Origin of the sequence: Xylanibacillus composti (assembly GCF_018403685.1) — a bacterium.
Classification (GTDB): Bacteria; Bacillota; Bacilli; order Paenibacillales; family K13; genus Xylanibacillus; species Xylanibacillus composti.
Window position 1 is genome coordinate 50,957 of sequence record NZ_BOVK01000002.1, and the last position, 19,969, is coordinate 70,925.

A 19,969-nucleotide genomic window follows, 5' to 3' on the forward strand; every position below is an offset into this window, starting at 1 on the left:
TCTCTGCTTTCGTGGATACTACGGATGGGGTGTAGACGATGGGGCAGCTGCTTGCACAGCTGAGAAGGACAATCGAAGAAGAGAACCTGCTGCAGGCGGGTGAGCGTATCGTTGTCGCGGTATCCGGGGGGCCTGATTCGGCGGCCCTTTTGCATGCCCTGGAAGCCCTGGCCCGCACGTATCAATGGCAGCTAGCTGCGGCTCATGTGGATCATGGCTTTCGCGGAGAGGAATCGCTCAGTGAGGCGGATTGGGTAGAGGCGTTCGCCGGACAGCTTGGCATCCCCTGTTTTCGCACACAGCTGAATATGCCGGGAGAGCTGAAGCAGCATCCGGGTAATGCGCAGGATCGGGCACGCGAGCTCCGTTATGCATTTTTGGTCGAAACAGCGAATCAATGGCGGGCAGGCAAAATCGCGTTGGGCCACCACGCCGATGATCAAGCTGAGACCGTTCTGATGCGCCTGCTGCGCGGAAGCGGCAGCCACGGATTGGCCGGCATGCCGATCAGACGAATGGAGAAAAATGTGGAACTCGTTCGACCTCTGCTGCGTATATATAAAGCAGAGCTTGTCAGTTATTGCCGGGAGCAAGGCATCGATTACCGAACGGATTCCAGCAACAGCAAGCGGATCTATACGCGCAATGCAATCCGGCTCGACGTGCTCCCTGCACTTGAGGATTTCAGTCCGGGGGCGGCGCAGAGCCTGAATCGAACCGCAATGATTCTGGGTGATGAAGATGCCTACTTGAAGCAGCTGACAGAGGAGCTGTTCGCGGAGATGACCACGGTAGAATCAGGCTTCATCCGCCTGTCAGCCAGCCGCTTGGCTGCGCTGCACCCAGCTTTACAAAGAAGATTGATTCATCTAATATTAAGTTATCTTTCGGGGGGAGACGATGCCGTCACGTTCAGGCATATCGAGCAGGTGAGGCATGCGGTACGCCAGCATGCTGCGCCGAATGCCCGGTTCGAGCTTGCCGGAAGCATTCGGCTGGAGCGGGACTATGATGGGCTGTGCTTCACTACGGCACAGGCGAAGACCCCGGCGGCCTATGAGTATGAGATTCATGCGCTGCCGGCAGTCGTGCAGGTTGCGGAAGCCGGAATTGCCATGCAATTGGAGCGGATAACGCTTGAATCGAATGAACCTCGACAGGCGCTGTCAGGGGGCGGCATGGAAGAGGCATGGCTGGATGCGGAGCGGCTGCATATGCCCTTGATTGTCCGCTGCAGGAAGCCGGGCGACCGGATGCGGATTCAGGGATTAAACGGCAGCAAAAAGGTAAAAGATATGTTCATTGACGCCAAAATACCCGTCTCCGAACGAGAGACCATGCCGCTTGTGACGGATGCCGAAGACAGGGTGCTTTGGATTCCGGGATTGCGCCGATCCGACGTAGCCCTCGTTTCCGACCGAACCCGGTCCGTAGTACATATCCGCATAAGCAGCATCATATAATATTAGAACCAACGCTAGGAGGCCCCTGCATTGCTCAATGACATTGAAGAAGTGTTGTACAGCGAAGAACAGATTCAAGCCAAGGTGAAGGAACTGGGGGAAGTGATCAGCCGCGATTACGAAGGGCGGAATCCGCTCGTGATCTGCGTGCTGAAGGGCGCCTTTATGTTCCTTTCTGATTTAGTGAAGCGTATTGAAGTGCCGCTTGAGGTTGACTTCATGGCGGTGTCCAGCTACGGGAATTCCACCAAATCGTCCGGCGTTGTCAAGATTATCAAGGACTTGGACGTTACGGTCGAGGGTCGGGATGTGTTGATCGTCGAGGATATTATTGACAGCGGTCTTACACTAAGCTATCTCGTGGATGTGCTCGAAAGGCGCAACGCGCTTTCAGTCAAGATCGTGACGCTGTTTGACAAGCCTGCTCGGCGTACGGTTGGTCTGGAGGCCGACTACAAAGGATTTGTGCTCCCTGATGCATTTGTGGTAGGATATGGCCTGGATTACGCGGAGAAATACCGCAATCTGCCGTTTATCGGGGTGCTGAAAGAAGCCGTATACTCCTGAGATTCCAATTGAGGTTCATCCGACATGTGCTTCTATTGTGATTGCCTGACAGACTATGGTACAATATTTGAAGCTCGTTTTTATCCTGTGGAAACAGTTCCAATATACATCAATGCGCCCTTTTCGAGAGGAGGTAGGGGATGAACCGATTCATCCGGAATACCGGATTTTACCTGTTAATTTTTCTGGTAGTTGTCGGTATTGTTCATTTTATCAGCAGTCAGAACGACCAGCAAAAGCCGCTTTCTTACACCGAATTTTTGTCACAGGTCGAAAGAAATAACGTACAATCGGTCACGGTCAAGTGGGACGGTTATACATATGAGATCTCCGGCGTGTTTGCGGCCAATCAGGAAACCTTCGAGGTTCGGGCCCCTGTAGTCGAGACGCTGTTCAGTTACTTGCAGGCCCAAGGCGTCGAGCTGAACATGGAGCCGATGGATACACAGAGTGGTTGGGTCACGTTCTTGACTTCGATCATTCCGTTTGTCATCATCTTTATCCTGTTCTTCTTCCTGTTGAACCAGGCACAGGGCGGCGGCGGCAAGGTGATGAATTTCGGCAAGAGCCGTGCGCGTCTATATAATGAAGAGAAGAAGCGGGTCACATTCGAGGACGTGGCTGGTGCGGATGAGGAGAAGCAGGAGCTTGTCGAGGTTGTGGAATTCCTGAAGGATCCGCGCAAATTTGCGGCTGTCGGAGCGCGCATACCGAAGGGCGTGCTGCTGAACGGTCCTCCAGGCACAGGTAAGACGTTGCTGGCACGGGCAGTGGCTGGCGAGGCAGGCGTACCTTTCTTCAGCATCAGCGGCTCGGATTTCGTTGAGATGTTCGTCGGTGTCGGCGCCTCTCGTGTCCGGGATTTGTTCGAGCAAGCGAAGAAGAACGCGCCATGTATTATCTTTATTGACGAGATTGATGCTGTCGGACGTCAGCGGGGCGCGGGACTGGGCGGCGGTCATGACGAGCGCGAACAAACGCTCAACCAGCTGCTGGTCGAGATGGACGGATTCAGTGCGAACGAAGGAATTATTATCGTAGCCGCAACGAACCGCCCGGATATTTTGGATCCGGCGTTGCTGCGTCCAGGCCGTTTTGACCGTCAAATTACCGTCGATCGTCCGGATGTGAAGGGACGCGAAGCGGTACTCAAGGTGCATGCGAAGAATAAGCCGCTTTCCAAGGATGTGCGGATGGATGTCCTGGCTCGGTATACAACCGGCTTTACCGGCGCTGATTTGGAAAATCTGCTGAATGAGGCCGCATTGATTGCGGCGCGCCGCAACAAGAAGGAGATCGGCATGGATGAGCTGGACGAGGCTTTCGACCGAGTGGTAGTCGGTACCCAGAAGAAGAGCCGCGTGATCAGCGAGCGCGAGAAGCGCACCGTGGCTTATCACGAAGCCGGCCATACGATCATCGGCTATCATGTGCGTCATGCAGATGTCATTCACAAGGTAACCATCGTCCCAAGAGGACGCGCGGGCGGCTATGCCATGATGATCCCGAAGGACGGCGAGGATCGCATGCTTCAGACGAAGAGCGAGCTTCTGGATCGTGTTACAGGATTGCTGGGCGGTCGTGTATCGGAGGAGCTGTATATCGGTGAGATCGGTACGGGCGCTTACGATGATTTCCGCAAGGCTACCGGCATTGTGCGCGCCATGATTACGGAATACGGCATGAGCGACAAGCTCGGTCCTATGCAGTTCGGGCAAAGCCAGGGTCAGGTTTTCCTAGGCCGCGATATAGGCCATGAGCAAAACTACAGCGATCAAATCGCTTATGAGATTGATCAGGAAATGCAGGCTATGATCCGCTCTTGCTATGAGCAAGCACGCGAAATCTTGACCAAGCACGAGGATCAGGTTCACCTGATTGCCAATAAGCTGCTTGAGCTCGAGACGCTCGAGAAAGATCAGATTACAGAATTGCTGGAGACCGGCAAGCTGGAAGAGAACCTGCGGCCGCGCCATAAGGAAAAAGCGGACCAGTCATCGACGGGACAACAGGGCGACCAGCCGAAGGTGACGATTAAAGAGCAGGACCAGAAGCATGACGGCAACAAGCTGGACTTCGACCGCAAGCCTGAGGAAAAGGCAGATCATGCCGATTCTGCCTCTGACAATCAACAGGCAGCGGATCAAGAGGATGCGAAGCCGAAAGATGCGGATGAGTCAGACGATAAAGAGAAGAAATAAGGCAAGCGAATACAGACTGGCGCAGGCTGCTTTGCCTGCGTCAGTTTTTTTCTGTTGTTGAATAACGGAAGGAAATCGAATGCCGCACTTTAACTTGGCGATTGTGCATTGACACTGTTCGGCAGGTGCTGTAAATTAGTTGTAAACTGTCTTCGGGTCAGCTGCGTGAAATAATTATCGGTCTAATGACCCCATACTATTTCATGGCCTGACTCATTTATGTGCTTATTTTCACAAACACTGTCAAATCAAAAGGGAGGGCGGTCCGCATGGAAGCACTAGCGTTGGAACGTAAAGCGGAGCGTGACGCCGAGCTGAAGGAACGGCTGCTGCAACTGAAGAAGGAGCGCAATGCCATCATTCTCGCACATTATTATCAGCGCGATGAAATACAGGAAGTGGCGGATTTCCGCGGAGATTCATTTTTGCTGGCACAAAAAGCCGCATCCACGGATGCCGATGTGATTGTTTTTTGCGGCGTGCACTTTATGGGTGAAAGCGCCAAGATCTTGGCCCCGAACAAGACGGTTATTATCCCGGACGAACGGGCGGGGTGCCCGATGGCGGACATGGTCAATGCGGACGGGCTGCGCAAGCTGAAGGCTCAGCATCCTGGCGTGCCGGTGGTAACTTATATTAACTCGACGGCGGATGTGAAGGCTGAAACCGACATTGTCTGTACATCGGCCAACGCGGTGAAAATCGTCAACTCCGTGGACAGCGATACGGTCATTTGGTGCCCGGACAAAAATTTGGGCCACTACGTGCAGCAGCACACAGATAAGAAAATGATCATATGGGAAGGGTACTGCAATACGCATGACATGCTGACGGTGAAGGATGTTGAAGAGATGCGGGCGCAGTATCCGAACGCTGAGTTCGTCGTCCATCCGGAGTGCCGTCCCGAGGTTGTGGCGATGGCGGACTTTGTTGGCAGCACAACAGCCATTATTAAATACTGCCGCGAATCCGATAAGCAGGAATTTATTGTCGGAACGGAAGACGGCACCGGGTATCAGCTCAGGCTCGACAGCCCGAACAAGACATTTCACTTCGCCAGCAAGTTCCTGGTGTGCCCGAATATGAAGGTGAACAACCTGAAGAAGCTGGTGAAATGTCTGGAGAACATGTCGCCGCAAATCTATGTTCCGACAGCGGTGGCCGACAAGGCGCGGCGCTCGCTGGAACGGATGCTTGAAGTTGCGGGGAAATAAGCGAGCAACATCGCATGCAGCGCACACTTTCATAGGTGGGAATGCTTGGGCTGCGAACAATCATGCTGAATGGGAGGCTTCCTGGAAGCCTCTCTCTTTTTCGATCATAGATGGTATCGGTACGAACTCATACATAAAAAGCTACAGACTTCGGATAGAGAAAGCAGGCGATGAGAATGATCCCTCGATATTTGGTCGATTTTGATCTCAAGGAATTGCCCCAGGTCGAGACTTCTTGTTTGGTGATTGGTGCAGGGATCGCGGGCTTGTTCACAGCAATCAAAGCCAGCGATCACCAGCCGGTGCTGATGATAACGAAGAAGTCCATGTACGACAGCAATACCCAATATGCTCAAGGAGGGATTGCCGCTGTATTGGCGGAAGATGACTCCCCCGCCTATCATCGCCAGGATACGCTTATCGCTGGGGCAGGACTTTGCTCGCAAGAAGCGGTGGACGTGCTGGTGCACGAAGGACCTGAGCTTGTTCGGGAACTGATGCGTCTCGGCACGCAGTTCGATGAAGAGAACGGGGAAATCGCGCTCACGAAGGAAGGGGCGCACAGTCATCGCCGCATCCTGCATGCGCATGGCGATGCCACGGGAGCCGAAGTGGTGCGTGCGCTGAATGAAATTGTGAAGAACAGAAGCCAGATCGAGGTGTGGGACGACCACTTTGTCATCGATTTGATTACGCATGAGGGAGAGTGTGCCGGAGCGCTGGTGCAGAAGCCGGACGGCAGCCGGGTTTTTGTACGCAGCCAAGCGACTATCCTGTGTGCAGGCGGAGCCGGTCAGCTGTATCGCTATACGACAAATCCGGATATTGCGACAGCGGACGGTATAGCCATGGCGTACCGGGCTGGCGCGGAAATTCGCGATGTGGAATTTATCCAATTCCACCCGACTTCCCTGTGCTATCCGGGCGCTCCGCGCTTTCTGATTTCCGAGGCCGTACGAGGGGAAGGTGCGGTGCTTCGGAATATCAAGGGGGAACGCTTCATGGAACGCTACCATCCCCAGCAGGAACTGGCCCCGCGCGATATCGTGGCCCGCGCCATTGTGTCGGAGATGGAAGCAACGAAGTCCACGTTCGTCTATATCGATATCACCCATCAACCGGAAGAATGGATACGGCAGCGCTTCCCGACGATCTTCGAATTTTGCCTGAAGTACGGTCTCGATTTGACTTCGGACTGGATTCCTGTTGCACCGGCCGCCCATTATATGATGGGCGGCGTCAAGACCGATCTGAACGGGGAGACGTCCATCAAGCGCCTGTTCGCCTGCGGCGAGGTGTCCAATACCGGTGTGCACGGGGCTAACCGCCTCGCAAGCAACTCCTTGTCGGAAGCGATCGTGTATGGTCAGCGCATTGTCAATCGTATTGCACAGCTGCCGGAACGGGAAGGGCTCGGGGAGCTGGTCGTACAGGAAGGGCGCAAGGATGTGCCTGTACAGGCAGTTGTCGAGAGGAGGCTGAAGCTGCAGAAGATTATGCTGCGGTTCGTCGGTTTGAAGCGCAACGGCAAGGATTTGCAGAAAGCGCTGGATGAGCTAAGCCGTCAGCTGCCGATTTTCCAATCATGTCTGACTCGCAGAGAGGAATATGAGTTTGCCAACATGCTGACCACGGCACAGCTGACCGGACAAGCGGCACTCGCTCGCGAAGAGAGTCGAGGCGGCCACTTCCGCGAGGACTTTCCGGAGCGGAATGACCAGGTCTGGCGCAAGCATATTGTACTGCAGCGGGACAAGGGATTAACGGAGGAGCGGATCATCGATGAAGGCATCTAATCAACATGCGGTGCGCCGCATGATTCAGGAATGGCTGATGGAGGATATCGGAACAGGGGATGTCACAACCGATTCGGTTGTGCCGCGCGAGACCCAAGCGAAGGCCATCATCCATGCAAAGCAGGAGGGTGTGTTGGCCGGAGTGGAGGTTGCCCAATGGGTGTTTCACGAAGTGGACCCGTCGATCTCCTTCCGCGCGCTTATGCAGGATGGAGACCCGTTAAGGGTCGGCGACATTATTGCCGAAGCAGAAGGCTCTGCCAGAAGCCTGCTGCTTGGAGAGCGGCTGGCGCTAAATCTGCTGCAGCGCATGTCAGGCATTGCCACGAAGAGCAGAAGGTTCGCGGAAGCTGTGGAGGGCTTGCCGGTGCGGGTGGTGGATACGCGCAAGACGACGCCTGGGCATAGACTCTTGGAGAAATATGCAGTTCGGGTAGGCGGCGCACACAACCATCGGTTTGGCTTATATGATGCTGTCATGATTAAAGACAACCACATTAAGGCAGCCGGAGGCATTGAGGCAGCTGTCCAAGCGGCGCGTGCGGCCATCCCGCATACGATGAAGATTGAGGTGGAAGTCGAACAGGCGCATGAAGTCGAACAGGCGCTGCAGGCAGGGGCGGATATTATTATGCTCGACAATATGCCGCTTGCGGACATGCGCGCAGCCGTTGCGCGTATTCGGGAGCAGGCGCCGCATGTGGTGATTGAGGCTTCCGGCGGGGTGACGCTGGATACGGTTCGGGCCATTGCCGAAACCGGAGTAGACGTCATAAGCGCAGGCGGACTGACTGCTTCGGTATCGACGCTCGATATTAGTCTCGACTTGAATGAGCGGAAGGAGAGACGGATATGAATCTGGTTATTGATGTGGGCAATACCAATATTGTGCTGGGGTTGTATGAGGAGGATCAGCTGCTTCATCATTGGCGGCTCAGCACCAATCGTTCCGCCACCGTGGACGAATACGGCATGACCATACACAGCTTGTTCAACCACGCCGGCATCGGCACGGATCAGATTGAAGGGGTCATTATCTCATCCGTCGTGCCCCCGCTAATGTTTGTATTGGAAACGCTCAGCGAGAAATACTTAAAGCAGACGCCGCTGATTGTTGGACCGGGCATTAAGACCGGACTCAATATCAAGTACGAGAACCCTCGGGAGGTAGGTGCTGACCGCATCGTCAATGCTGTGGCAGCGATCGAGCTGTATGGCCCTCCGCTTATAGTGGTTGACTTCGGCACGGCGACGACCTTTGACTACATTGATGAGCAGGGCCATTATTTGGGCGGCGCAATCGCACCGGGCATCGGCATTTCTACAGAGGCCTTGTATCAGCGGGCGGCCAAACTGCCGCGCATTGAGCTGATAAAGCCGAAGAGCGGGGTTGTCGGGCGCAATCCGGTCAGTTCCATGCAGGCGGGCATTATTTACGGTTATGCCGGTCAGGTGGACGGGATTGTGGATCGCATCCGCGAGGAATACGGCACGAACCCGCGCGTGATCGCCACTGGCGGTCTGGCTGATTTGATTGCAGGGGAATCGCGTACGATTGAAATGGTGAACGGACTGCTTACATTGCAAGGCTTGCAAGTCATTTACAAGCGCAACAGGGGGTGACAAGGGAACATGGATAAAATGATTCGAGGTACCGCTGAGGACGGCACAGTCAGGGCGATTGCGGTTCAGTGCACCGGGGTTATCGAGGAACTGCGGAGACGGCAAGATACATGGCCGACAGCTACAGCGGCAATGGGAAGGGCAGCCGCTGCCGGACTGATGATCGGCGGGCTGATGAAAGGCGAGGAGAACGTGACCATTCGCATTCAGGGCGACGGGCCTATCGGACAAATCGTGGTGGACGCGAATGCTCATGGCGAAGTGAGAGCGTATGTGGATCATCCGCATGTCGACTTGGACCCGAATGCACTAGGTAAGTTCGACGTGGCAGGGGCGGTTGGCACGCAGGGCTATCTGTATGTCATCAAGGATCTCAGAATGCGGGAGCCTTATCGGGGCAGCGTGCCGATCGTATCCGGCGAGCTTGGCGAGGACTTCACTTACTACTTCGCCAAGTCTGAGCAGACGCCGTCCGCCGTGGCGCTTGGCGTGCTGATCAATCCGGATGAGACGATCCGCGCGGCAGGCGGCTTTATTATTCAATTGCTGCCGGGTCTAAGCGATGAGCGAATTGCCGAAATCGAAAAGCATCTGTCGCAAGTCCGGCCGATTACCGAGCTGCTTGATCGCGGTGAGAGCTTGGAGCAAATTGTGAAACAGATTGTTCCGACCTTTCAGGTACTGGGGGAGCAGGAAGTTCGATTCCAATGCCGATGCTCCCGGGAGCGGGTGGAAGGCATGCTGCGCAGCTTGGGCAAGGAGGAGCTGGAAAGCATGCGGCGCGAGGATGACGGTGCAGAGGTGATCTGCCACTTTTGCAACGAGCCGCATCGGTTCACGGGGGATGAGCTGGCTGAACTGGCCAAGAGCTGAGAGGAAAATCTGTATTGACAAGGATTCATCCGGTTGATAAGCTAGAGGCAGGATAAAACCGATTAGATTACTCGGATTAATACGGGACGACGGTTCCTGCATAAACCGCCGTATCATTATGGGAGGGATCAAGATGGCAAAACTCGTACAAAACGTAACGCAACTTATCGGCGACACTCCATTGGTTCGCTTGAACCGGGTAGTGCCCGAGGACAGTGCGGAAATTTATGTGAAGCTGGAGTATCAAAACCCGGGCTCTAGCGTCAAGGACCGGATTGCGATCAGCATGGTAGAGGTAGCGGAGAAAGAAGGTCTGCTGAAGCCGGGCTCGACCATTATTGAGCCGACCAGCGGAAATACTGGCATCGGTCTCGCTATGGTAGCTGCAGCTAAAGGCTACAAAGCGATTCTCGTTATGCCGGAAACGATGAGCATGGAGCGCCGCAACCTGCTGCGCGCTTACGGTGCCGAGCTGGTACTGACACCGGGAGCCGAAGGTATGAAGGGCGCTATCAAGCGCGCGGAAGAGCTTCAAGCGGAAAATCCGGATTACTTCATGCCGCAGCAGTTCAAGAACCAGGCGAACGTGAAGATTCACCGCGAGACCACAGGACCGGAAATCGTACAAGCGATCAATGACCATGACGGCAAGCTGGACGCCTTCATCTCCGGTATCGGCACTGGCGGTACGATTACAGGAGCCGGCGAAGTGTTGAAGCAAAACTTCCCGAACATCAAGATTTATGCGATTGAGCCATCTGCTTCTCCTGTTCTGTCCGGCGGCAAGCCTGGACCGCACAAGATTCAGGGGATTGGCGCCGGCTTTGTACCGGACATCCTGAACACAGAAATCTATGATGGCGTTATTGCCGTTGACAATGAGGAAGCGTTCGAGACCTCCCGCAGGGTAGCTAGGGAAGAAGGCATTCTCGGCGGTATTTCTTCTGGCGCAGCCATCTTCGCCGCACTGAAAGTGGCGAAAGAGCTTGGCAAAGGCAAGCGCGTGGTAGCAGTGCTTCCATCCAACGGAGAACGTTACCTCAGCACGCCGTTGTATCAGTTCGAGCAGTAATCACGGCGTTCATCGCGCGCCCTCCACGAAAGTGGGGGGCGCTTTTTCATAGACGGGGAAGCGGATCAAAGAGGCAGGCGGTGGACGGGCAAGCACAGCGTTGGTCGGCGGCCATATGTCTGTTTCCAACAAGATACACCAGGCATAAGGGCTTGCAATGTCCCTTAATTCTGATATGATACGCATAAGACTTTAGCGGAAAGGACGAAAAGCAACGTGGAACGTGAAGCCAGAGCGTGGGTCACCCGGGAAGATTGGCGGGCTTGGATGGAGGATGGCTATACGGCGCTTCCTTATGTAGAGGATTTCCCTCTGCTTGCAGATGGCAGCCCGGATAGCTGGGAAGCGGTATGGAAGGAAGCGGACAGCTGCCATGTGCTTCTGGAAAGCGGCAAGGGCGGCCGGTACACGTTTCTGGGCGCCAATCCCGTTTCCGTCATTCGCGGCAAGGGGGACCGAGCCATTGTGACGGATTTGGAAGCAGGCGAGGTAAGAGAGCTGACCGGCTCTCCGCTAGCGCTCACCAAGCAGTGGCTTTCGCCTCACCGCTCTCCTCGCTTGCATGGGCTTCCGCCATGGTTGGGCGGTGCTGCGGGGTATTGGGCCTATGACGTGGTGCGTTCTATCGAGCGGCTGCCTGTACTTGCAGAAGATGATCTGGGGCTTCCGGACTACGTTCTTTTCCGCTTCAACGAAGTGTGGATAATTGATCAGCAGGAGTCCAGACTGTTTTGTTCGGTGCATGGCAGCGCTTCTCAATCCGCGGCAGACCTGACTGATGGCTGGTCAGAAGCGGCAGCGCGGGTACAGCGCATGAAGACGCAGTGGGAACGATGGTGCAAGCAGGCCAAGCAGGCGGCAGAGGCTCGCCGACTATGGTATCGCGAACAAGTGGACAAGGAAGGGCTGCACATTGATGTAGATGCCATGGAAGGCATCCTTCGCGCCTTCCCCAAATCGGATTACGAAGAAGCGGTGCGGCGCATCCAGGCCTATATCGCGCAGGGCGATGTATTTCAGGTGAACCTGTCGCTGCGCCAGAGCCGCGAATTGGCTGCCTCGCCCCAAGAGCTGTATGAATGGCTGCGCCTGCTCAATCCTTCCCCCTATATGGGATATTTCAATGCAGGCAATTTCCAGCTGGTTTCGGCCTCGCCCGAATTGCTTGTGAAGCGGCAGGGCAACGTCATCAGCACGCGGCCGATTGCCGGAACTCGGCGCAGGGGGCAGAATGAGGCTGAGGATGCCCGGATGAGGGAAGAGCTGCTGGCAACCGAGAAGGAGCGGGCGGAGCACGTTATGCTGGTAGACCTGGAGCGCAATGACTTGGGGCGCATTTCCCGTTACGGTACGGTTCGCGTCGATGATTTCATGGTGATTGAACAATATTCCCACGTGATGCATCTTGTGTCTGAGGTGAGGGGAGAGCTGGCCGAAGGGAAGGATTCCTTTGACGTGCTGGCGGCGACCTTTCCCGGAGGAACGATTACGGGCGCGCCCAAGATTCGCACGATGGAAATCATTGAGGAGCTGGAGCCGGTGCGGCGCGGACCCTATACGGGTTCCTTGGGATGGATTGACTACAACGGCGATATGGAATTTAATATACTTATACGTACGCTGGTAGCGTCCGAAGGCATCGGCCATATTCAGGCTGGCGCCGGCATTGTCATCGACTCCATACCGCATAGAGAGTATCAGGAATCCATTCATAAAGCGAAGGCTTTATGGAAGGCTATTCAATACAGTGAACAGTTTGCAGCTTGGCAAAAATCGGGCTTACGCCACAAAGGAGGCGCAATGGTATGATTCTCGTAATCGATAACTATGATTCCTTCACGTACAACCTGGTGCAGTATTTGGGGGAGCTGGGCGAAGAGGTGCAGGTGCGCCGCAATGACGACATCACCTTGGAAGAGATTGCTGCGATGAAGCCGGATCAACTATTGATTTCGCCGGGACCATGTACGCCTAACGAGGCGGGCATCAGCCTGTCTCTCATTGAACGATTTAAGGGGGAAATCCCGATTCTCGGTGTCTGTCTCGGGCACCAGTCTATCGGACAGGTATTCGGCGGCGAGGTCGTACGGGCGGAACGACTGATGCACGGGAAGACCTCGCCCATCTATCATGACGGCAAGACGATCTTTGCGGGATTGCCGACCCCTTTCACGGCGACCCGCTATCATTCTTTGATTGTGCGAAGAGAGACGCTTCCGGACTGCTTGGAAATTAGCGCCTACACGGAAGAAGGGGAGATCATGGGATTGCGGCATAAGGAATTCCCTATCGAAGGCGTTCAATTCCATCCGGAGTCGATCATTACCGACCATGGGAAGACGATGCTGCGGAATTTCATTGACCGGGCTGGCGCTGTTGCACAGGGGTGAGCAGACCGATGCAAATTTGGTTGAACGGACAATTCATAGACGAGAAGGATGCCGTGATCTCAGCATATGATCACGGCTTTCTGTACGGACTCGGATTTTTCGAAACGTTCCGCACCTATGCAGGCAAGCCGTTTTTGCTGGACAAGCATTTGGAGCGCATGGCCGGAGGCCTTCGCGAGCTGGACATTGCTATGCCTTACGGACGCCAAATAATCGAGCAGACGGTTGGACAGCTGCTGGAAGCCAATAGGCTGGAGGACGGATATTTTCGTCTGTCTGTTTCAGCGGGCACAGGGCCGCTTGGCTTGCAGACAGAACCGTATGCCCAGCCGACCGTTATCCTCTATGTGAAGCCGCTGCCTCCAGTGGCGGATGAGCTGTATGATCGAGGCATGGCGCTTCAAGAGCTGCGAACAGTACGGAACACGCCAGAAGGCGCGGAACGGTATAAATCATTCCATTACATGAACAGCGTCTTGGGCAAACGGGAGCTCGCGGCCAGGCCGGAAGGCGGGCGCGTGGAAGGCTTGTTTTTGTCAGAGCGCGGGCATTTGGCTGAAGGAATTGTGAGCAATCTATTTTTTCTGCGGGATGGGACGTGCTTTACCCCTGCTGTGGATACAGGCATTCTCCCAGGCATTACCCGGGAGGCTGTGATGGACTTATGCCGCGAGATGAGTATTCCGCTTGAGACGGGATATTATAGCTGGCAGCAGCTGGCGGCCGCAGACGAAGTATTTATGACGAACTCCATTCAGGAGCTGGTCCCGATCACTTCCTTGCGCAGCAGGGAGGGAGAGAGCCGCCAGGTCGGCAATGGGCGCATCGGCGCCATTACAGATCGGCTGCTGCGGGCTTACCGGAAGAAAGCGAGGCAGGAAGCATGAGTACAGACGAGGCAGCTCCATACACTTATTCTTTCGAGGCGATACGGCGTCCCCGAGCCGTCCGTACGATCCCGTGCGGCGACCTTGAGCTTCGTACAGGGGAAAAAACGCTGATAATGGGGATTTTGAACGTGACGCCGGATTCCTTCTCCGACGGCGGCAGGTACAACACGTTGGAATCAGCTGTCCGGCGGGCGCATGATATGGTAGCGGAAGGAGCCGACTGGATTGATGTAGGCGGGGAATCCACCCGGCCGGGCGCAACGGCAGTCGGCTTGAAGGAAGAGCTGAACCGGGTCATTCCGGTCATTCGTGCGCTCGCAGCCAGCAAGTTGCCGGTGCCGATTTCTGTCGATACGTATAAGGCGGAGGTTGCGCGGCAGGCTCTGGAAGCGGGAGCGCATGTGCTGAACGATGTATGGGGCGGACTTCGCGATCCCGAGCTGCTTCGCGTTGCGGCGGCGTACGACTGCCCGATTATTCTTACGCATAATCGGGAACGGGCGGTATATGCGAATTTTGTCGAGGATGTATGCGCCGACTTGCAAAGGATGGCCGATGCGGCCATGGAAGCGGGCGCAGATCCGAGTCGCATATGGCTGGACCCCGGAATCGGCTTTGCCAAGTCGACTGAACAGAATTTGCTGCTTATGAATCATTTGTCCCGCATCACCGCAATGGGCTACCCGGTATTGCTGGCCTCCTCGCGCAAGTCGATGATTTGGCGCACCCTGGATTTGCCTGTCGATCAGATTGAAGCGGGTACGGCGGCAACCTTAGTGTACGGGATTATGCAGGGATGCGCCGCCGTTCGGGTGCATGAAGTTGGGGAGATGAGCAAGGCCGTGCGGATGGCGGATGCTATGCTTGCTGCGGCAAGACATGAGGATGGACACAGGGAAAGGAAGCGATAGCATGGACAAGATAGAATTAACCGGCATGCAGTTTTATGGCTATCACGGGGTGTTTGCGGAGGAAAGGAAGCTGGGTCAACGGTTTTATGTGGATTTGGTTCTTTATGCCGATTTGCGTGCCGCCGGACAGACGGATGCTTTGGAGCGGACTGTTAATTATGCGGAAGTGTACCAGACGGTGAAGGACGTGGTTGAGGGGGAATCCGTGCAGCTCGTCGAAGCGCTGGCAGAGCGTATTGCATCTCGGGTATTGGACACTTATACTATAGTCAATGAATTGACGGTTCGCGTAACCAAACCGCATCCGCCTGTGGATATGAAGTTTGCGGGCATGACGGTGGAGATGCGGCGGAAGAAGGACGAGCGATGAGTTTCCAGACAGCAAGCGGCGTATACGTAGGGTTAGGCTCGAATATGGGTGATCGGCTCGGGTATTTGAAGCAGGCGCTGGCCGATATGGATGCACACGCGCGTTGCGAGGTTGTCCGTTGTTCGCCGGTATATGAAACGGCTCCAGTCGGTTATGTGGATCAACCGTCTTTTTTAAATATGGCCGCTATGCTTCGAACGGATTTGCCTCCTATGGATCTGCTTCATATGCTGATGGCGATTGAACGCAAGCATGGTCGAGTCCGGGATGAGCGATGGGGGCCGCGAACGCTTGATCTCGATATTTTGCATTGGTCCGGGGTAACGCTCACTACCGATGAACTGACCATCCCTCATCCGCGCATGGCAGAAAGGCCGTTTGTCCTCATACCGCTACTAGATATAGCAGACCATGACCCTTCTTTGAATACATGGTTGAGGAAACGAATGGAGACAATGGACGATGAGGGAGGCGTTGAGTTATGGACGCATATGCATTGGCCAGGCGCATCCGTGCATTCCGCAAATTGAAAGGATATACACAGAGCGAGCTGGCTGACTCTCTGGGCGTGTCGATCGGCGTGTTGGGCGCCATTGAGCGGGGGACACGCAAGCCGGACGTCCAGATGTTAAAGCGCGTATCGGATGTGCTCGGAATTGATTATGAGGAACTGACCGATACGACGAATGGCGAGAAAGGGTGATTCAGGATGTTCCAAATCGGGGATATAACCTTCAAGAATAGAGTGGTACTGGCGCCGATGGCGGGGGTGTGCAATCCGGCCTTTCGCTTGATCGCCAAGGAATTCGGCACCGGTCTTGTCTGCGCAGAGATGGTCAGCGACAAGGCCATTTTGCACCGCAACAAACGTACCCTGGAGATGCTTTATGTGGATGAACGGGAGAAGCCGCTAAGCCTGCAGATTTTTGGCGGGGATAAAGCTTCGTTGGTGGAGGCTGCGAAAGTAGTCGATCAGCAGACGAACGCGGATATTATCGACATTAATATGGGCTGTCCGGTCCCGAAGATTACGAAGTGTGATGCAGGCGCCAGATGGCTGCTAGATCCGAACAAAATCGAGGAGATGGTCTCGGCTGTCGTGGAAGCGGTGAATAAGCCGGTTACGGTCAAGATGCGCATTGGTTGGGATGCCGAGCATATCTATGCGATCGAAAATGCCCGCGCGGTGGAACGCGCTGGCGGCAAGGCTGTCTCCGTGCACGGCCGTACCCGTGAGCAGATGTATACAGGCAAGGCCAATTGGGATATTATCCGCGATGTGAAGCAGGCCGTGAGTATTCCGGTCATTGGCAACGGCGATGTGTTCGAGCCGGAGGACGCCAAGCGCATGCTGGATCATACCGGCTGCGATGCCGTCATGATCGGTCGTGCCGCTTTGGGCAATCCTTGGATGCTTTACCGCACGATCGAATATTTGACCAAGGGCACATTGCCGCCGGAGCCGACGCCCCGCGAGAAGATGCGCATCGCTGTCCTGCATTTGGACCGTCTCGTTGCCTTGAAATCGGAGGCTGTCGCGGTGAAGGATATGCGCAAGCATATGGCCTGGTACTTGAAAGGGATGAAGGGCGCGGCACGCATTAAGGACGCTATCATGGAAGCAGTAGAGCGGGACCAGATGGTCAGCATTCTGGAAAGCTTCGTGCAGGAGCTGGAGGCTGAAGCGGATCAAGCTGTCGCTTCCTTAATGCGCAATGAATCCGTAGATGAGCAGGCCGCCGTACATTGATTGACCATAAGTAACGGCTTCCATTTACAACGTTGGTCGTCATTGACAATTCCATAAGCATGCCATATAATCATGCAATATAAAAAAGGGCATCACGTAGGGATTGGGCGGCCTGTCATCATGACAGGTTACCATCATATATATAGTTTACATGTGCTCGTGGTTCCAGACGGAAGGAACACGAAATATCACACGACGGGAGTTAGTTGTAGATGAGCGAAAAGGAAGTCATTTTAACCCAGGAAGGCTTGAAAAAACTCGAAGAAGAGCTCGAAAACCTGAAATCCGTGAAGCGTCGTGAAGTGGCGGAGCGGATTAAAGTGGCTATCGGCTATGGAGATATTAGCGAGAACTCGGAATACGAGGATGCGAAGAATGAGCAAGCCTTCATTGAAGGCCGTGTCATTACTTTGGAGAAGATGCTTCGCAATGCGCGGATTATCAACGATGACGAAGTTGACACGGAAACGGTGAACATTGGCTCCAAGGTCATTCTCAAGGATCTGGAGTTCGGCGATACGGTCGAATACACCATCGTGGGCACAGCGGAATCCGACCCGTCACAGAACAAAATTTCCAACGAGAGCCCCGTTGGCAAAGCGATTCTCGGCAAGAAGAAAGGCTCCACGGTTGATGTCAACGTTCCAGCCGGCATTATTCAGTATAAAATCATGGATATCAAGAAATAAGGTCGTGCAGAAAGACGGGATGATTCGCAGGAAAGCTTCCATCGGAAGCTTTTTTGCATGACTAGGCCCCGCGAAAGTACTCGGAATAAGCTGCGAAGCTATACTTCACTTTTGTGGGTCATCTAACGAAGGAGATGGATAGATTGACGCAAGATACTGAACTCAATGAACTGCTGCAAATTCGGAGGGACAAGCTGGGGCAGCTTCGCGATCTAGGTATAGATCCATTCGGCCGCAAGTTTGACCGCACCCATCATGCCGATCAAATCCTGAATGAGTATGGCGACCAAAGCAAGGAGGCGTTGGATGCTGAGCCGGCAGTTGTGAAGATTGCAGGCCGCATCATGCAAAAGCGCTCTATGGGGAAGGCCGGATTTGCGCATATTCAGGATATGACTGGCAAAATACAGATTTATGTCCGCAAGGACGCCGTAGGCGATACGCTGTTTGAAGCCTACGACATGCTCGATATTGGCGATATGATCGGGGTGGAAGGAACGGTATTCAAGACGAAGACAGGGGAAACCTCAGTGAAGGCGACAAGTCTTGTAGTATTGACCAAGTCTTTGATACCGTTGCCCGAGAAGTTCCATGGTTTGAAGGATGTGGAGCTGCGCTACCGCCAGCGGTACCTCGATTTGATTGTGAATCCGGAAGTGAAGCAAACCTTCATTCTTCGTTCGAAAATCATCCAATCGATGCGTCGCTATCTGGACTCCATCGGATTTCTGGAAGTCGAAACGCCAACGATGCATGCGATTGCGGGGGGCGCCTCGGCGAAGCCTTTTATTACACATCACAATGCGTTGGACATGCAGCTGTATATGCGTATTGCCATTGAATTGCATTTGAAGCGGCTAATTGTGGGCGGCTTGGAGAAGGTTTACGAAATTGGACGGGTATATCGGAATGAAGGAGTGTCTACCCGACACAACCCGGAGTTTACGATGATTGAGCTTTACGAAGCTTATGCCGACTATAAGGATATTATGGAGCTGACCGAAAATCTGATTCGTCACATTGCCCAGGAAGTGCTGGGTGCAACGACGATCCGCTATGGAGATCACGAAGTTGATCTAGGCTCGCCTTGGCGTCGTGTCACGATGGTGGATGCCATTCGTGAAGTGACGGGTGTGGACTTTAGCCCGCAAATGAGCGATGAAGAGGCGCATCGCTTGGCCAAGGAGCACCGTGTAAAAGTCGAACCGACTATGACCTACGGGCATATCGTCAATGAATTTTTCGAGACCTTCGTGGAGTCTACATTGATTCAGCCTACTTTTGTGATGGGGCATCCGGTGGCAATCTCTCCTCTGGCGAAGAAAAGCGAGGAAGATCCGCGCTTCACCGATCGCTTTGAGCTGTTTATTGTAGCCCGCGAGCATGCAAATGCGTTCACCGAGTTGAATGACCCGATTGACCAGCGGGAGCGCTTCGAGGCGCAGCTGAAAGAACGGGAGCAGGGCAATGAAGAAGCGCATATGATGGATGAGGACTTTATCCGCGCTTTGGAATTTGGCCTCCCGCCAACGGGCGGACTCGGCATAGGCATCGACCGGCTGGTGATGCTGCTTACGAATTCGCCATCGATCCGCGACGTGCTGCTTTTCCCGCTTATGCGTGAGCGTACGGAATAAGGCGCGGCAGACAAGAGAAGTCCGACAGCTTGCAAAGTGTTCGGGCTTCTTCTTTTGCTTGCCTGACCGCGCGAGTGGAATCAAAGGTGCGAATTTTGGATGGATGAGAGGCTGATTTTGTTGCGGTGGTTCATCTGCCGCTGCAGTGCATAAGCCGAAACAAGAGTGCTATGGGAAAATGTAACAGGGCTTCGTGCTTGCAATTGCTGTGTGGAATGTGGTACATTAGTTCTCGCCGCTTCAAACGAGTCATTGATGAATCAGGTGCTCGTTAACCGGCAATCCATGGGCCTTGATCGTCTGGTTAGTACCCGATGACGACCGTCCGTGCAGAAACGGGTGGAACGTGGAAAAAAGAAACACTTGCACATTCCAGTTCATCTGTGGTATATTAATAAAGTCGCCGCTGAAACGGCGGTGAACAATGAAACAGATCGCACTTTGAAAACTGAACAGCGAGTAAACGTCCTCGTTGAAACCATTATGGTTGAAACGAAACAATCGATTCGTTGGAATCGAAACA

General features: G+C 54.3%; 20 protein-coding genes. 19 read left to right on the plus strand and 1 reads right to left on the minus strand.

Annotation, left to right across the window (positions count from 1 at the left end):
• Positions 1-38: 38 nt before the first annotated feature.
• From tilS to lysS, 19 genes are all read left to right on the plus strand, one after another.
• Positions 39-1,463 (plus strand): tRNA lysidine(34) synthetase TilS, encoded by a 1,425-nt coding sequence (tilS, locus tag XYCOK13_RS00655; protein WP_213409913.1) that lies wholly within the window; start codon positions 39-41, stop codon positions 1,461-1,463.
• Positions 1,464-1,493: 30 nt separating this feature from the next.
• Positions 1,494-2,030 carry a hypoxanthine phosphoribosyltransferase gene (hpt, locus tag XYCOK13_RS00660; RefSeq protein WP_213409914.1) on the plus strand — a complete coding sequence of 179 codons (537 nt, stop codon included), beginning with the start codon at positions 1,494-1,496 and terminating at the stop codon, positions 2,028-2,030.
• Between the two features lie 140 nt (positions 2,031-2,170).
• Positions 2,171-4,231, plus strand: a complete 2,061-nt coding sequence (gene ftsH, locus XYCOK13_RS00665) for an ATP-dependent zinc metalloprotease FtsH (protein ID WP_213409915.1) — start codon at positions 2,171-2,173, stop codon at positions 4,229-4,231.
• Between the two features lie 269 nt (positions 4,232-4,500).
• Positions 4,501-5,445: a quinolinate synthase NadA gene (gene nadA, locus XYCOK13_RS00670; RefSeq protein ID WP_213409916.1), complete on the plus strand. Its 945-nt coding sequence runs from the start codon at positions 4,501-4,503 to the stop codon at positions 5,443-5,445.
• Positions 5,446-5,621: 176 nt separating this feature from the next.
• Positions 5,622-7,241 carry an L-aspartate oxidase gene (gene nadB, locus XYCOK13_RS00675; RefSeq protein WP_213409917.1) on the plus strand — a complete coding sequence of 540 codons (1,620 nt, stop codon included), beginning with the start codon at positions 5,622-5,624 and terminating at the stop codon, positions 7,239-7,241.
• Complete coding sequence (gene nadC / locus XYCOK13_RS00680; protein WP_213409918.1) at positions 7,228-8,097, plus strand: carboxylating nicotinate-nucleotide diphosphorylase; 870 nt, start codon at positions 7,228-7,230, stop codon at positions 8,095-8,097. Before nadB ends, nadC begins: the two co-directional genes overlap by 14 nt.
• Entirely contained in the window at positions 8,094-8,864 is a 771-nt protein-coding gene (locus XYCOK13_RS00685) for a type III pantothenate kinase (RefSeq protein ID WP_213409919.1), read from the plus strand. The genes nadC and XYCOK13_RS00685 overlap by 4 nt, the downstream gene beginning before the upstream one ends.
• 9 nt (positions 8,865-8,873) lie before the next feature.
• Positions 8,874-9,737, plus strand: coding sequence for an Hsp33 family molecular chaperone HslO (gene hslO, locus XYCOK13_RS00690; protein ID WP_213409920.1), 864 nt, complete (start codon positions 8,874-8,876; stop codon positions 9,735-9,737).
• A gap of 133 nt (positions 9,738-9,870) precedes the next feature.
• Positions 9,871-10,809, plus strand: coding sequence for a cysteine synthase A (gene cysK, locus XYCOK13_RS00695; protein ID WP_213409921.1), 939 nt, complete (start codon positions 9,871-9,873; stop codon positions 10,807-10,809).
• Positions 10,810-11,076: 267 nt separating this feature from the next.
• Entirely contained in the window at positions 11,077-12,618 is a 1,542-nt protein-coding gene (locus XYCOK13_RS00700; RefSeq protein ID WP_213409935.1) for an anthranilate synthase component I family protein, read from the plus strand.
• Positions 12,615-13,199 carry an aminodeoxychorismate/anthranilate synthase component II gene (pabA, locus tag XYCOK13_RS00705; protein ID WP_213409922.1) on the plus strand — a complete coding sequence of 195 codons (585 nt, stop codon included), beginning with the start codon at positions 12,615-12,617 and terminating at the stop codon, positions 13,197-13,199. Before XYCOK13_RS00700 ends, pabA begins: the two co-directional genes overlap by 4 nt.
• Positions 13,200-13,207: 8 nt before the next feature.
• Positions 13,208-14,086: an aminodeoxychorismate lyase gene (gene pabC, locus XYCOK13_RS00710; protein WP_213409923.1), complete on the plus strand. Its 879-nt coding sequence runs from the start codon at positions 13,208-13,210 to the stop codon at positions 14,084-14,086.
• Positions 14,087-14,202: 116 nt separating this feature from the next.
• Positions 14,203-15,000, plus strand: a complete 798-nt coding sequence (gene folP / locus XYCOK13_RS00715; protein WP_244864917.1) for a dihydropteroate synthase — start codon at positions 14,203-14,205, stop codon at positions 14,998-15,000.
• A 1-nt stretch (position 15,001) separates the two neighbouring features.
• Positions 15,002-15,370, plus strand: a complete 369-nt coding sequence (gene folB / locus XYCOK13_RS00720; RefSeq protein ID WP_213409925.1) for a dihydroneopterin aldolase — start codon at positions 15,002-15,004, stop codon at positions 15,368-15,370.
• Entirely contained in the window at positions 15,367-15,900 is a 534-nt protein-coding gene (gene folK, locus XYCOK13_RS00725; protein ID WP_213409926.1) for a 2-amino-4-hydroxy-6-hydroxymethyldihydropteridine diphosphokinase, read from the plus strand. Before folB ends, folK begins: the two co-directional genes overlap by 4 nt.
• Positions 15,852-16,073 carry a helix-turn-helix domain-containing protein gene (locus XYCOK13_RS00730; protein WP_213409927.1) on the plus strand — a complete coding sequence of 74 codons (222 nt, stop codon included), beginning with the start codon at positions 15,852-15,854 and terminating at the stop codon, positions 16,071-16,073. Before folK ends, XYCOK13_RS00730 begins: the two co-directional genes overlap by 49 nt.
• Positions 16,074-16,079: 6 nt before the next feature.
• The gene (dusB, locus tag XYCOK13_RS00735; RefSeq protein ID WP_213409928.1) at positions 16,080-17,120 is read left to right on the plus strand and encodes a tRNA dihydrouridine synthase DusB; all 1,041 of its coding nucleotides are present in this window, start codon (positions 16,080-16,082) and stop codon (positions 17,118-17,120) included.
• 212 nt (positions 17,121-17,332) lie between these two features.
• Positions 17,333-17,809 carry a transcription elongation factor GreA gene (gene greA, locus XYCOK13_RS00740; RefSeq protein WP_213409929.1) on the plus strand — a complete coding sequence of 159 codons (477 nt, stop codon included), beginning with the start codon at positions 17,333-17,335 and terminating at the stop codon, positions 17,807-17,809.
• A gap of 134 nt (positions 17,810-17,943) precedes the next feature.
• Positions 17,944-19,446: a lysine--tRNA ligase gene (lysS, locus tag XYCOK13_RS00745; RefSeq protein ID WP_213409930.1), complete on the plus strand. Its 1,503-nt coding sequence runs from the start codon at positions 17,944-17,946 to the stop codon at positions 19,444-19,446.
• A 249-nt stretch (positions 19,447-19,695) separates the two neighbouring features.
• Here the strand turns inward: lysS and XYCOK13_RS00750 are convergent.
• Positions 19,696-19,969, minus strand: a 274-nt coding sequence (locus XYCOK13_RS00750; protein WP_213409931.1) for a hypothetical protein, incomplete at its 5' end; no start/stop codon positions are given.